The organism is Gordonia tangerina (assembly GCF_021556435.1).
Classification (GTDB): Bacteria; Actinomycetota; Actinomycetes; order Mycobacteriales; family Mycobacteriaceae; genus Gordonia; species Gordonia tangerina.
The window spans coordinates 202,399-216,417 of record NZ_JAKGCU010000003.1; the positions used below are offsets into that span (position 1 = coordinate 202,399).

Annotated in this window: 15 protein-coding genes; 13 read left to right on the top strand and 2 right to left on the bottom strand. The window is 66.3% G+C overall.

What is annotated here, in order from left to right:
- Positions 1 to 119 precede the first annotated feature (119 nt).
- From hrcA to L1892_RS06205, 13 genes are all read left to right on the top strand, one after another.
- Positions 120 to 1,154, top strand: coding sequence for a heat-inducible transcriptional repressor HrcA (gene hrcA, locus L1892_RS06145; protein ID WP_235722670.1), 1,035 nt, complete (start codon positions 120 to 122; stop codon positions 1,152 to 1,154).
- A gap of 87 nt (positions 1,155 to 1,241) precedes the next feature.
- Positions 1,242 to 2,408: a molecular chaperone DnaJ gene (gene dnaJ, locus L1892_RS06150; protein ID WP_235722671.1), complete on the top strand. Its 1,167-nt coding sequence runs from the start codon at positions 1,242 to 1,244 to the stop codon at positions 2,406 to 2,408.
- A gap of 29 nt (positions 2,409 to 2,437) precedes the next feature.
- A complete protein-coding gene (locus L1892_RS06155; protein ID WP_235722672.1) occupies positions 2,438 to 3,190 on the top strand; it encodes a 16S rRNA (uracil(1498)-N(3))-methyltransferase in 753 nt (250 codons plus the stop codon).
- A gap of 26 nt (positions 3,191 to 3,216) precedes the next feature.
- Positions 3,217 to 3,966 (top strand): alpha/beta hydrolase family protein, encoded by a 750-nt coding sequence (locus tag L1892_RS06160; protein ID WP_235722673.1) that lies wholly within the window; start codon positions 3,217 to 3,219, stop codon positions 3,964 to 3,966.
- A gap of 124 nt (positions 3,967 to 4,090) precedes the next feature.
- Positions 4,091 to 6,256 carry a PhoH family protein gene (locus L1892_RS06165; RefSeq protein ID WP_235722674.1) on the top strand — a complete coding sequence of 722 codons (2,166 nt, stop codon included), beginning with the start codon at positions 4,091 to 4,093 and terminating at the stop codon, positions 6,254 to 6,256.
- A complete protein-coding gene (ybeY, locus tag L1892_RS06170; protein ID WP_235722675.1) occupies positions 6,253 to 6,819 on the top strand; it encodes an rRNA maturation RNase YbeY in 567 nt (188 codons plus the stop codon). The genes L1892_RS06165 and ybeY overlap by 4 nt, the downstream gene beginning before the upstream one ends.
- Positions 6,820 to 6,821: 2 nt before the next feature.
- Positions 6,822 to 8,252 carry a hemolysin family protein gene (locus tag L1892_RS06175; protein ID WP_235722676.1) on the top strand — a complete coding sequence of 477 codons (1,431 nt, stop codon included), beginning with the start codon at positions 6,822 to 6,824 and terminating at the stop codon, positions 8,250 to 8,252.
- Positions 8,249 to 8,605: a cytidine deaminase-like protein gene (locus tag L1892_RS06180; protein WP_235722677.1), complete on the top strand. Its 357-nt coding sequence runs from the start codon at positions 8,249 to 8,251 to the stop codon at positions 8,603 to 8,605. The genes L1892_RS06175 and L1892_RS06180 overlap by 4 nt, the downstream gene beginning before the upstream one ends.
- Positions 8,605 to 9,528, top strand: coding sequence for a GTPase Era (gene era / locus L1892_RS06185; RefSeq protein WP_235722678.1), 924 nt, complete (start codon positions 8,605 to 8,607; stop codon positions 9,526 to 9,528). The genes L1892_RS06180 and era overlap by 1 nt, the downstream gene beginning before the upstream one ends.
- Before the next feature lie 3 nt (positions 9,529 to 9,531).
- On the top strand, positions 9,532 to 11,019 hold the full coding sequence (locus tag L1892_RS06190; protein WP_235722680.1) for a YhgE/Pip domain-containing protein: 1,488 nt from the start codon (positions 9,532 to 9,534) through the stop codon (positions 11,017 to 11,019).
- A 48-nt stretch (positions 11,020 to 11,067) separates the two neighbouring features.
- Positions 11,068 to 11,826 (top strand): DNA repair protein RecO, encoded by a 759-nt coding sequence (gene recO / locus L1892_RS06195; RefSeq protein ID WP_235722681.1) that lies wholly within the window; start codon positions 11,068 to 11,070, stop codon positions 11,824 to 11,826.
- A 13-nt stretch (positions 11,827 to 11,839) separates the two neighbouring features.
- The gene (locus L1892_RS06200) at positions 11,840 to 12,670 is read left to right on the top strand and encodes an isoprenyl transferase (protein ID WP_235722682.1); all 831 of its coding nucleotides are present in this window, start codon (positions 11,840 to 11,842) and stop codon (positions 12,668 to 12,670) included.
- Complete coding sequence (locus L1892_RS06205; protein ID WP_235722683.1) at positions 12,667 to 13,077, top strand: hypothetical protein; 411 nt, start codon at positions 12,667 to 12,669, stop codon at positions 13,075 to 13,077. Before L1892_RS06200 ends, L1892_RS06205 begins: the two co-directional genes overlap by 4 nt.
- On the opposite strand, the gene L1892_RS06210 is transcribed toward L1892_RS06205, so the two are convergent.
- Positions 13,074 to 13,490 (bottom strand): Fur family transcriptional regulator, encoded by a 417-nt coding sequence (locus tag L1892_RS06210; RefSeq protein ID WP_235722684.1) that lies wholly within the window; start codon positions 13,488 to 13,490, stop codon positions 13,074 to 13,076. The two genes, L1892_RS06205 and L1892_RS06210, sit on opposite strands and share 4 nt — an antisense overlap.
- Positions 13,487 to 13,864, bottom strand: coding sequence for an ArsR/SmtB family transcription factor (locus L1892_RS06215; protein WP_235722685.1), 378 nt, complete (start codon positions 13,862 to 13,864; stop codon positions 13,487 to 13,489). Before L1892_RS06215 ends, L1892_RS06210 begins: the two co-directional genes overlap by 4 nt.
- Positions 13,865 to 14,019 lie beyond the last annotated feature (155 nt).

Consider the following 14,019-nt stretch of genomic DNA (forward strand, 5'->3'; position numbering starts at 1 on the left):
GGTCCGGCGTGCGTGGCGACGGGCGCGTGGATGATGCGTCCGGCGGAATGCACGCAACGGTTCGTAAGATGGACGTCACCTACTGTATGGCAGAGTGCACGATCGGGAGGTGTAGTCGGATGTCGACCACGGACGATCGCAGATTTGAGATCTTGCGTGCGATCGTGACCGATTTCGTCTCCACACAGGAGCCCATCGGTTCGAAGGCGCTCGTGGAGCGCCACCAGCTCGGGGTGTCGAGCGCGACGGTCCGCAACGACATGGCGGTGCTGGAGGCCGAGGGCTACATCGCCCAGCCGCACACCAGTTCCGGCCGGGTACCCACCGATAAGGGTTACCGGATGTTCGTCGACCGGATCAGCGAGGTCAAGCCGTTGTCGGCGGCAGAGCGACGCGCGATCCTGTCGGTCCTCGATTCCGGGGTGGACCTCGACGACGTGCTGCGACGCTCGGTCAAATTGCTCGCTCAGCTCACTCGGCAGGTCGCCGTCATCCAGTACCCCGTACTGTCGACGGCCACCGTGCGGCACCTCGAGGTGGTGTCGCTGTCGCCGTCGCGGCTGTTGCTGGTGGTGATCACCGATACCGGTCGGGTCGAACAGCGCATGGTGGCGCTCGGTGACGACCTCGACGAGGACGACTACATCCGCTTGCGCGACATGTTCTCCGCGGCCTTGCACGGCAAACGTCTGGAAGAGGCGTCGGTGGCGGTCGCCGAACTGGCCAACGATGCCCCGGACGACATCCGCGATGCGGTGATCGCGGTGGCCACGATTCTCGTCGAGACGCTCGTGGAGCGTGGTGACGACCGTCTCGTTCTCGGCGGCACGTCCAATCTGGCCCGTTCGGCCGCCGACTTCGCGCCGGTGTTCGGCGGGATGGACACGGTGCTCGACGCCCTCGAAGAGCAGGTGGTGGTCTTGAAGTTGCTCGCCACGAGCCAGCGTATGGGACGGGTCACCGTCCAGATCGGGGAGGAGACGCAGACCGAGAACCTGCGTGGCACCTCGGTCGTGTCGACAGGGTACGGTGCTTCGGGCACGGTGTTCGGCGGCGTCGGCGTGGTCGGTCCCACCCGTATGGACTATCCGGGAACAATCGCGTCTGTCGCAGCCGTTGCCAAATATGTCGGCGAGGTGTTGGCCGATCGCTGACCCGTGCGGCCGCCCGCAGCGGCCCGGGAGCGATGCCGGACCACCCGAGCCCAGTGTGACCAGTGAGACGACAGGACCGAGACGACCGTGGCACGTGATTATTACGGAATCCTGGGTGTGGCCAAGGGTGCCTCCGACCAGGAGATCAAGCGCGCTTACCGCAAGAAGGCGCGTGAGCTGCACCCCGACGTCAACCCGGGCGAAGAGGACCGATTCAAAGAGGTCAGCACCGCTTACGAGGTGCTGACCGACCCCGAGAAGCGCCGCATCGTCGACGCCGGCGGGGACCCGATGGCGGGTCCGGGCCAAGGCGGCTTCTCGGGCGGCGGCTTCGGAAGCGGCGGTCTGGGAGATGTCTTCGAGGCATTCTTCGGTTCCGGCGGCGGCGGAGGCTTCGGTGGGGGATTCGGCTCAGGTCGTGGACCGCGCAGCCGGGTGCAGCCGGGCGAACCCGCGTTGGTCGCCGTGGAACTCGACCTCGACGAATGCGCGGCCGGAGTCAACAAGGAGATCACCGTCGACACCGCGATCCTGTGTGACCTGTGTAAGGGATCGGGTACCCACGGCGATTCGAAACCGACCAGCTGCGACACCTGTAAGGGTCAGGGCGAGATCCAGGCCGTGCAGCGATCCTTCCTGGGCCAGGTGATGACCGTGCGCGAGTGCCCGACGTGCCACGGCGTGGGCGAGGTCATCCCCGACCCGTGTCGAAAGTGCGGGGGCGACGGCCGTGTCCGCTCCCGCCGCACGATGACGGTGAAGATCCCCGCCGGCATCGAGAACGGCATGCGCGTGCGACTGTCCGGACAAGGTGAGGTCGGCCCGGGCGGTGGGCCTGCCGGTGATCTCTACGTCGAGGTCACCGAGCGTCAGCACGAGGTCTTCGTCCGCGACAAGGACGACCTGCACTGCACCGTCCGCGTGCCGATCGCCGACGCCGCGCTCGGCAACGAGATCGACGTCGACACGATCCTCGACGGCACCGCGCGCGTCACCATCGCGCCGGGGACCCAGCCCGGACATGTGGTGAAGGTGAAGGGCCAGGGCATGCCGCACCTCAACACCGGGGTCCGCGGCACTCTACACGCGCACCTCGAGGTGGTGGTTCCCACCAAACTCGACACCGCCCAGACCGAGGCGCTGAACCAATTCCGCGAGGCATCGCATGAGCAGCCGGAGGTCGTCAGCTCCGCGACGGGCGCCGCAGCCGGTGGGCTCTTCTCGCGACTGCGTAACGCTTTCGCCGGACGCTGAACCCGACGACGAACTGACAAGAGCTACGCGTGAGTCCACCACTGTTCTGGGTCGAGGACGTACCGCGTGCCGGTACCGACGTCGTGGTGTCTGGTTCCGAAGGCCGCCATGCGGTCACGGTCACCCGACTGGCCGTCGGTGCGGAGTTGATCGCCGGCGACGGACGAGGGTCCACCGCCCGCTGCGAGATCGTGGCGATCACCGGCAAGGACTCACTGGTGGCCCGGGCGCATTCGTACGCCTACGTCGACCCTCCGCGGCCCCGCGTGACGGTGGTGCAGGCACTGCCGAAGTCGGAGCGGTCGGAACTGGCGGTCGATCTCGCCACCGAGGCCGGGGCCGACGAGATCGTGCCGTGGCAGGCGGCGCGGTGCGTGGCCCGGTGGACCGGCAAGGCCGACAAGGGGCGGGACAAGTGGCGGGCGGCTGCGGTGGCTGCCGCGAAACAGAGTCGGCGACCGTGGATTCCGTCGATCGCACCGCTGGCGTCCACGACAGATGTCCGCAGTCGCTGCGCTGACGCCATCGCCGGCGGCGGTGTGGCGGCGATCCTCCACGAGGATGGCGGCGTCGGGCTCCGCGACCTTCCGATCGCCGAGGCCTCCGAGATCGTGTTGGTCGTCGGACCCGAAGGGGGCGTCGACGACACCGAGATCGCCGATCTCACCGCGCTCGGCGCAACGCCGGTGATCCTGGGGCCGGAGATCCTGCGCACGTCGAGCGCCGCGGCCGTCGCGCTCGGCGCGATCGGAGTCCTGACCGATCGGTGGGTGACCCGGTGAGACGATGCGCCGTTCATCGGACCAAAGTGGAATACGGTACGGCGCCATCGCAATTCGGGCATGTATATCTCCCCGCAGACGGCGTCGGACCCGAGGACACGGTGCGGCCGGTGGTGCTCATCCATGGCGGCTACTGGAGCACCGAGTTCGCTCTGACCATCGAGACCGCGATCGCTCGTCTGATCGCCGAACGTGGTTGCCTGGTCTGGAACATCGAGTACCGCCGTGTCGGCGAGGAAGGCGGCGGCTGGCCGGGCACCGGCCGAGATGTGCTGGCCGCGCTGCGGGCTCTCGACGGTCCTGTCCGCGATGTCGTACCGCCCGAGATCGGCTCGCGAGTGGACTGGGATGCGGTCGCGGTGGTCGGCCATTCGGCGGGCGGACAACTCGCCGTCTGGGCGGTGGCGCAGCTGGGGGCGCGCACCGCGGGCACCACGATCACCCAGGTCATCGCTCAATCGGCGGCACTGGACCTCGAAGCAGGCGCGAACCGGCCGTCAATCCGTGGGCTGATGGGTCGACCGGTCGACGAGATCCCACATCGCTATCGGGAGGCATCCCCGCTGTGTCAGGAGCCCTTCGAGGCGCATGTGGTGGCACTGCACGGTGAACTCGACAGCGCGATTCCGGTGGAGTCGAGCCGGCGTTACGTGCAGACGGTCACCGCGGCCGGCCAATCGGCCGAACTCGTGGTGGTGCCGGGTGAGGGCCACGACGCGTTCGTGGATCCGCACAGCGTCTCCACTCGGCAGACGATCCGGTTGCTGGGTGTGTGAACCGGCGCCGGGCCTGTGTACGAGCGGAATAATGCCTGCTGATGCCCCGTTCAATCGCGTTAGACTGGCACCATCGCGGCGCAACAGCTGCACCGAACATGGACCCTGAGGAGGGATTTCATACGTGAGTGACGACACCCCGGACGCGAGCACGTCGTCGAACAGACCACCCGCGGGCCGATCTGTCACCTCCAACGTGGAAATCTCTTCCGAGGTGGTGTTCGGCCTGCTCGGAGCAAGTGACGTCAATCTCCGTACTCTCGAACAACTGCTGCCGGCGGATATCCATGTACGGGGCAACCAGGTCACCCTGACCGGTGCACCCGCCGATGTGGCGGCGTCCGAACGTGTGATCGCCGAGCTGGTCGATCTCGTCGGTCGCGGCACCCCGCTGAGCCCCGACCTGGTTCGGCACAGTGTGTCGATGCTGTCGGAAGGTTCGAGTGAATCGCCCGCCGACGTGTTGTCGCTGGACATCATCTCCCGCCGCGGCAAGACCATCCGGCCCAAGACGCTCAATCAGAAGCGCTACGTCGACGCGATCGACAACCACACCATCGTGTTCGGCCTCGGGCCCGCCGGTACCGGCAAGACCTATCTGGCGATGGCCAAGGCCGTGCAGGCGCTGCAGTCCAAGTCGGTCAACCGCATCATCCTGACCCGCCCGGCTGTCGAGGCCGGTGAACGTCTCGGCTTCCTGCCGGGCACGCTCAGCGAGAAGATCGACCCCTACCTCCGGCCTCTGTACGACGCGCTGCACGACATGATGGACCCCGAGGCGATCCCGAAGCTGATGGCGGCCGGGGTGATCGAGGTGGCGCCGCTGGCGTATATGCGTGGCCGGGCGCAACCCTTGTCGACCCGAGTGCTGACACCGGGGGGGTTCCGCCCGATCGGCGACCTGGAGGTCGGCGATCAAGTCATCGGCTCGAACGGCAAGCCCACCGAGGTGCAAGGCATCTACCCGCAGGGCTTCAAGGACATCGTGCGGGTGACCGCACAGGACGGTGCCTCGACTCTGTGCTCCACCGATCACCTGTGGTCGGTGTACACCCGCAGCGACCGACGTCGCGGCAAGGGGCCCCGGGTGCTCGCCGCCAAGGAGATGATCGGCAATCTCCGCGCGGCGCACTACCACCGCTACGAGCTGCCGATGCTGGCTGCGCCGGTCTCCATCGACGCCCAGCCGGTACCTCTCGACCCGTACGCCCTCGGACTGATGCTCGGTGACGGATGTATGGCGGGCATGACGACACCGTCGTTCACCACCGCAGACCCCGAACTCATCGACGCGCTCGTCGCCGCAGTTCCCGGCATCCGGGCCCGACAGAAATCGGACGTCGACTATGTGCTCAACCGCATCGGCACGCCGGGCGAGGTGATCACGATCGAGAACCCGGTCACGCATGCGATGCGTGCACTGGGGCTGTGGGGGAGCAAGTCGTCCACGAAGTTCGTGCCCGCCCAGTACCTGCAGAACTCCGCCGACGTCCGACTGGCCGTATTGCAAGGACTGCTCGACACCGACGGCGGACCCGTCGGCCAGTCGGGACGCACCTGCCGCGTCCAGTACACGACGGTGTCCGACCGCCTGCGAGACGACGTCATCTTCCTCGTGCGCTCTCTCGGGGGCGTGGTGTACTCACGCACCCGGAAAGCAGCTGGTCGTGCTCCGGGCAAGGCACGCGGACGTGAGGTTCCCTACCGCCATGATGCGCACGTGCTCGACATCCGGCTGCCGGCCGGCCTGGCGCCGTTCCGGCTCGGCCGCAAGGTGGAGAAGTACGCGGCGGGCGCATGCAAGGAGCCGAAGCGCTACATCGAGAGCATCGACGAGGTGGGCACCGAGGAGGCGGTCTGCATCAAGGTCGCCGCCGAGGACTCGCTGTATGTGACGGAGGACTTTCTGCTCACGCACAACACCCTCAACGACGCCTTCATCATCCTCGACGAGGCGCAGAACACCACCGGCGAGCAGATGAAGATGTTCCTCACCCGTCTCGGCTTCGGCTCCAAGGTCGTCGTCACCGGCGACACCACCCAGGTCGACCTCCCGGGCGGGGCGCAGAGCGGCCTGATGGCCGCCACCCGCATCCTCGACGGCATCGACGACATCCACTTCTCCACCCTCACCAGCCAAGACGTGGTCCGGCACCGCCTGGTTGCCGACATCGTCGACGCCTACGGCCGGGCCGAGGAGAATCAGCGGTCCGGTGGCCTGCGTGATGCCGATAGATTGCCCGGCAACCGCGCGTCGCGTCGCGCCGCCAACCACGGGCGTCGGTCATGAGCATCGAGCTGGCCAACGAGTCCGGCGTCGAGGTCCCGGCCGATCTGATCATCTCGGCCGCTCGTTTCGCGGTGGCGGCGATGGATGTGCATCCGGCGGCGGAATTGTCCATCCTGTGTGTCGATCAGGACGCGATGGCCGACATGCACATGCAGTGGATGGACCTGCCCGGACCGACCGACGTGATGAGCTTCCCGATGGACGAACTCGCGCCGGGCGGCCGGCCCGACGCAGCCGAACCGGGACCGGCCATTCTCGGTGACATCGTACTGTGCCCGGAATTCGCGGCCGAACAGGCGAAATCGGCGCGACGGTCGTTCGAGCACGAGCTGTCGATGCTGACCATCCACGGGGTGCTCCATCTCCTGGGCTACGACCACGCCGAGCCCGAAGAGGAAAAGGAGATGTTCGGTCTGCAGAACCGAATCCTCGAGGACTTCTATGCCGACCGGCATCGTCAGGCGCAGCAACGTCGACAGTCCGACCGCGACACGCGGCTGCTGACCAACATCGGCTTCACCGATCTCACTGCGGGCGACAACGCCTCCACCGAGGACGAGTGACGGTGCCTGACGACGTCATCTTCGTCGTGGCCGCGATCGTGCTGCTCTTGTTCGGCGGGATCTTCGCCGCCATGGATGCCGCCCTGTCGACGGTCTCGATAGCCCGTGTCGAAGACATGATGAAAGAACAGCGCGCCGGTGCCGTCCGATTGGCGACCGTGCTCCAGAGCAGGGGCACCTACGTCGGTCTGGCGGTGCTGCTGCGCGTCACCTGCGAAACGGCCTCGGTCGCGTTCATCGCACTTGCCTTGACCGACTGGCTCGGCGTGGGATGGGGACTGTTCGCCGCGATTCTCGGCATGGCGGTGGTGCTGTACGTGGCCGTCGGTGTCGGTCCACGCACCCTCGGCCGCCAGCATGCGTACACCATCTCGCTGGGTTCGGCGATCGTGCTGCAGGCCATCGGGTTACTACTCAAACCGCTGACCCGGCTGCTGATCCTGATCGGTAATGCGATCACCCCGGGCAAGGGCTTCCGCAACGGACCATTCGCCACCGAAGTGGAACTGCGGGAAGTCGTCGACCTCGCCGAGGCCAGTGGCGTGGTGGCGGCCGATGAACGCCGGATGATCCAGTCGGTGTTCGACCTCGGCGACACCAACGCCCGCGAGGTGATGGTGCCGCGTCCGGAGATGATCTGGATCGAGCAGGACAAGACGGCGGCACAGGCGATGAGTCTGGCTGTGCGGTCCGGTCACTCCCGTATCCCGGTGATCGGCGAGAACCCCGACGACATCGTCGGGGTGGTGTATCTGAAGGACTTGGTGTCAGGCGAATCCTCGACGACGGCGCGGGTACACGAGGTGATGCGCGATGCCGAGTTCATTCCCGACTCCAAACCGCTGGACAAGGTTCTCGCCGACATGCAGCGCACCCGCAATCACATGGCTTTGTTGGTCGACGAGTACGGCGGCATCGCGGGTCTGGTCACCATCGAGGATGTCCTGGAGGAGATCGTCGGCGAGATCACCGACGAGTACGACACGGACGAGGTCGCACCGGTCGAGGAACTCGACGACGATGCGGTGCGGGTGTCGGCCCGGCTGCCGGTGGAAGATCTAGGCGAGCTGTTCGACATCGACATCGACGACGACGAGGTGGAAACCGTCGGCGGTCTCCTCGGCCTCGAACTCGGTCGTGTCCCACTGCCCGGGGCGCGGGTGGAGTCGCACGGACTGCTTTTGGTCGCCGAAGGTGGCCCGAACCGTCGAGGGCGTCAGCGCATCATCACCGTGCTGGTCACCCGCATGGATGAGCCCGAGACCGACGACACCCGATCTGGCCGCGGTGAGCACCATGACAGCGACATTCCCGATGATGAGGTGGCCGATCGGGATCGAGGTGGGGAATACTCCATGTCCAGCCGAGGGTCGTCGCAGCGATCGCGCGGCGAACGCACCAAGCACACCAACGGCAGCGAGGACAGAACGTGAGCACAGCCCCGGGTGAGAACACCGACCTCTCCGACGAGGACCACAAACTCGTCGTGCTCGCCCGGGGAGCACTTGCCCGCGCCGAGACGAGTACGGCGGCAGCCGTCCGTGACGGCGATGGGCGCACCTACGCCGGTGCGCCGGTCAGCACTAACTCCCTGGAACTGTCCGGACTGCAGGTGGCGATCGCGACCGCGCTGTCCTCGGGAGCGCGTGCCTTTGAGGCGGCCGTACTCATCAACGGCGCGGCCGACGATCCGGGGATGGCCACCCTGGTCGAGATCAGCGCCGACGCCTACGCGGTGCTGACCGACCTGAAGGGTGCGCCGATCGACCGGGTGGGTTCGGTCTGATGGCCGAATTCCGGTCGGGGTTCGTCTGTTTCGTCGGCCGGCCGAACACCGGCAAGTCCACCCTGACGAACGCCTTGGTCGGTGAGAAGATCGCGATCACCTCCAACCGGCCGCAGACCACCCGGCACACCATCCGCGGCATCGTGAACCGCGACGACGCGCAGCTCATCCTGGTGGACACACCCGGACTGCACCGTCCGCGGACACTGCTGGGCCAGCGACTCAACGACCTCGTCCGCGACACCTACTCCGAAGTCGATGTGATCGGCGTGTGTGTGCCCGCCGACGAGGCCATCGGCCCTGGTGATCGGTGGATTCTGTCCCAGGTGCGGCAGATGGCGCCCCGCACCACCGTGCTCGGTGTGGTCACCAAGATCGACCGCGTCACCCCAGACAAGATCGCCGCCCAGCTCATCGCGTTGTCCGAATTACTCGGGCCCGACTCCGAGGTGGTGCCGGTGTCGGCCAGATCCGGCAAACAGCTCGACGTGCTGACCGATGTGCTGGTGAGCCTGATGGAGCCCGGGCCGGCGTTCTACCCCGATGGCGAGCTCACCGACGAGCCCGAGGAAGTGCTGATGGCGGAGTTCATCCGCGAGGCGGCGCTCGAAGGGGTGCGTGACGAGCTGCCCCATTCGCTGGCGGTCGTCATCGAGGAGATCATCCCGCGCGACACCGACGACGCCACCGCAGAGTCCGACGGACCGACGATGGTCGATGTGCACGCCATCCTTTACGTCGAACGTGACAGTCAGAAGGGGATCATCATCGGCCATCGGGGGTCGCGTCTCAAAGAGGTCGGTACCGTCGCCCGGGCACAGATCGAGAAACTACTGGGCACCAAGGTGTACCTCGACTTGCATGTGAAGGTCGCCAAGGACTGGCAGCGCGACCCCAAGCAGCTCGGTCGGATGGGTTTCTAGCCGATGGGGCGTCACGAGAGTGCCGACGACACCGCAGGCGCGCCGGTTGATGACGTTTTGCCCGAACAGCACGAAGCGGAGGCCGGCAGCACCATCGCCGAAGTCCTGCGCTCACCACGGTTCTGGCTCGCACCGCTGGTTCTGGTGGTGGTGATCATGTCCCTGATGGCCGCGCTCTACATGGGCGCGGTCGCCGATCCGCAGAAAAATCTGCACGATTTCCCGATCGCGCTGGTCAACGAAGATCGTGGCGGTGAGGTCGACAACCCCGACGGCAGCACCAGCACCCAGAACTTCGGCAACGAGGTCGCCGACGGCGTGGTCTCGGCCGCGGCCGCGAGTGGAATCGCCGTCGAGCGCACCGACCGCGTCACCGCGCTGGGCGAACTCAATTCCGGCAAGACCTACGGCGTCGTGGTGATCGGGCCCAACTTCACCAACCGCGCCGTCGCATTGGGGCGGTCGGCGGTTCTGCAGGCCAAACCTGCACCGATGGCCATCGACGTGTTCATCAACCGTGGTTCGGGCACCTTCGCGTCGGCCGTCACCACCACGTTCGCCGACGAGATGTCGGCGCAGGTCAATCAACAGGTCGGCGAGCGGTTGGTGGAGACGGTGCGGCAAACGTTGGTGGCCGCTGACGTGCCCTTCTCCGGGGCCGCACAACTGGCGCTGGCCAACCCCGTCGACGTGCGGGTCATCGAACCGACTCCGCTGCCCGACGGCTCGGGTAACGGGTTGTCGGCGTTCTATTACACGTTGCTGCTGATCTTGGCCGGTTTCACCGGGGCGATGATGGTCAGCGTGGTGGTCGACGGCATCCTCGGCCAGACCCCGATCGAGTACGGGCCGTTCTACCAGTTGCGACAACGGTTGGCGATCTCGAGATGGGGCACCCTTGCCACCAAGTGGACCATCATGGTCTTCGTCGCGGTGATCCAGTCCGCGCTCTACATCGCGGTCTGCACCGCGGTGGGTACGTCGCTGCCCAACGCGTTCTCGCTGTGGATGTTCTCGGTGCTGGTGATCAGCGCCGTCGGCATCTCGGCGAGTTCGATGATGGCGGTCTTCGGAAACCCGGGTCTGATCCTCAACCTGATCTTCTTCGTGATCCTCGGACTGCCCTCGTCGGGTGGCACCGTGCCATTGGAGGCCAGTCCGCGACTGTTCGCCTGGATCGCCGCGATCGAACCCATGCACCTTGTGTACCTGGGCTGCCGCGCGATCCTTTATTTCGATGCCGACTTCGATGCCGGACTGGGGCGTTCGGTGATCCAGTGCCTGGTCGGGCTGCTGGTCGGTGTCGCGTTGGGTCTGGGCGGGACCAAGCTCTACGACCGCAAGGGCTGGCACCGGTTCCCCGGCGGGATGACGTTGCCATCGCGTCTGGCACGGTTCGTCGACGGGGGCGGACCGGCCACCATCACCACGCCGTCACCTGCGCACGTGGCCGGCGTGGCGCCCGAGCGCAGGCGCGCCGACCCGGACTGAGCGCATGTCGCGACGGTCATCGTCGGTGCACGGTGGAAGAATGATCGGGTGAGGTTCTACCGGGATGAGGCCGTGGTGCTGCGCCAGCACAAGCTGGGCGAAGCCGACCGCATCATCACGATGCTCACCCAGGAACACGGCCTGGTGCGTGCGGTGGCCAAAGGTGTGCGACGTACCCGATCCAAGTTCGGTGCCCGGCTCGAACCCTTCGCCCACGTCGATGTGCACCTGTATCCAGGACGCTCACTCGATGTGGTCACCCAGGTGCACACGCTGCACGCGTACGCCGACGCGCTCGTGGCCGATTACAGCCGCTACACCACCGCATGTGCGGTTCTGGAGACCGCGGAACGGCTCGCTGGTGAGGAACGTGCACCGGCCGCACAACTGCACCGGCTGACTGTCGGTGCGCTCGACGCGCTGGCCGAACGTCGGCGACCCAACGAACTCATCCTGGACGCCTACCTCCTGCGGGCCATGCATTGCGCGGGCTGGATGCCCACCCTCGACGTCTGTGCCCGCTGTGCCCAGCCGGGACCGCACCGTGCGTTTCACGTGGCGGCCGGGGGAGCGGTGTGCATCCATTGCCGCCCTCCCGGTTCCGCGACTCCGTCGCCGGGCGTACTGGATCTGATGGATGCGCTCTTCCGTGGCCAGTGGGAACACACCGTGGACGTCAGTTCGTCGTTGCAGCGGCAGGCCACCGGACTGACCGCGGCACATCTGCAGTGGCATCTGGAACGACAGTTGCGAACCCTGCCACTGATCGAACGTGAAGCACCCCATAGGCTGGTGGACACCGCGTGAGAGGAGACGGGCGATGGCGTTACGACCCGGTTCGCGATCCGGGAAGGTCCGACCGGCCGTCACCCGATCGGCAGATGCCGGAGTGCGTCCACCGGATGCACACCCCAGTGGGGCGACGCCACCGGAATTGCCGTCGGAGCTGATTCCGAAGCATGTCGCCCTGGTGATGGACGGCAACGGTCGCTGGGCGCAGGAGCGTGGTCTGCCCCGCACGGAGGGGCACAAGCGCGGTGAGGCCGTGCTCATGGACACTGTGTGCGGGTGCATCGAGCTCGGCGTGTCCTGGTTGTCGGCATACGCGTTCTCCACCGAGAACTGGTCGCGTAGTCCTGACGAGGTGCGATTCCTGATGGGGTTCAACCGTGACGTGATCCGTCGGCGGCGCGACGAGATGAACGAGATGGGTGTCCGGGTCCGCTGGGCGGGCCGGCGACCACGGTTGTGGCGCAGCGTGATCCGTGAGCTCGAGGTCGCCGAGGAGATGACGCGGAACAACACCGTGATGACGCTGACGATGTGCGTCAACTACGGCGGCCGGGCCGAGATCGCGGACGCAGCCAAGGAGATCGCCCGACGGGCGGCCGCCGGCGAGATCGACCCTGAACGCATCACCGAGGCGTCCTTTGCCAAGTACCTCGACGAGCCGGACATGCCCGATGTCGACCTTTTCCTGCGGCCATCAGGGGAGAAGCGGACCTCCAATTTCCTGCTGTGGCAGTCTGCGTATGCGGAGATGGTCTACCAGGACAAGCTCTTTCCTGATTTCGATCGTCGTGACCTCTGGGCGGCCTGCGTCGAATATGCCAAGCGGGATCGGCGGTTCGGCGGGGTGATGTCGACATGACCGAACTCTCGGCGCCACGATCGACGTGGCCGTCCCGCGTTGCGGCGCTGGTTGCGGAGTTCGGTGAGGTCGTCACCGTCGACGCCGATTCGGTTGTCGTGCAGGTGGGTTCGACTCGTGCCTCGATCAGGGCGCTGGAGCTGGCCGCCGGCCTCGAAGTGCTGACCGTCACCCAGCTGGTCGCATTGGACCTCCCCAACACCGACGCGCTGCGCGACGACGTCGAGGATTGTGATGCGCAGCTGAGTTTCGGTGCGCTGCGTCGATCGGATCCCGAAGGGGTGACCACCGATGTTCTGCAGTACTACACTTTCCCGGCCGGATCGCTCGACGACATGCCGTTGCTGACCGTGCTGCATATGGTGTTGTCGGCGGGAGCTGATGCGGCACAGCAGCTCTCGGGCTAGTGTGACCGCTGACAGTCGGCGCAGTAGCCGAAGACCTCCACGGTGTGGTTGATCTCGGTGAACCCGTGCTCGGCGGCGACCTTGGCTGCCCATTGTTCGACCGGTTCGGCCTGAACCTCCACCGTGGTGCCGCAACGACGGCACACCAGGTGATGATGATGTCCCGACGAGCAGTGGCGATAACGCATCTCGCCGGAGCCGTCCCACAGCACATCGATCTGACCGGCCTGGCTCAGCGCCTGCAGGTTGCGATACACGGTGGTCAGTCCGATTGACTCGCCCCGGGCCTTGAGTTGCTCATGGAGTTCCTGCGCGGAGACGAAGTCGTCGCCCGCGGCCAGCGCATCCGCGATGGCGGCGCGCTGGCGAGTCGATCGGACGCCGGTGACGGGCCGGTCGGTTCGTGCGGTCATCGGGACACCTCGCCATCTCCGGATGCGGGTTCGATCCGCGACGACGGCTCCATCGCGTGGGTCAGGGCGTCGGTGACGATGTGGGCGAGGTGGTCGTCGACCAGCTCGTAGACGATCTCCCGGCCGCTGCGATTGCCGCGCACCACGCCGGCATCCTTGAGCACACGGAGATGCTGACTGACCAACGGCTGACTCAACGACAAGGCGCCCACCACCTCGTGCACACATTGCGGACGCTCCCGCAGTAGCAACACGATGGCGACCCGAGTGGGCGAGGCCAGCGCGCGAAGCAGGTCGCTGGCAGCTTCGTATGCCGCCGGACCTGCAGTACGCGCGTCGGCGCCGGGAGCGCAATCTCGTTCTGGTGAACCCATCGCCCCCATCCTAAAGGAAGTGGTTTTCATTTGGCGGTGGAGTGGATTCCGACAACAGATACCGGTGTGGCTACCCTGTAAGGGTTGCCGTTTCGACATGGTGTTCCTGTGACATGATGCCGAGCCGGTGGCGTCATCCCGAGAACACCGAATCG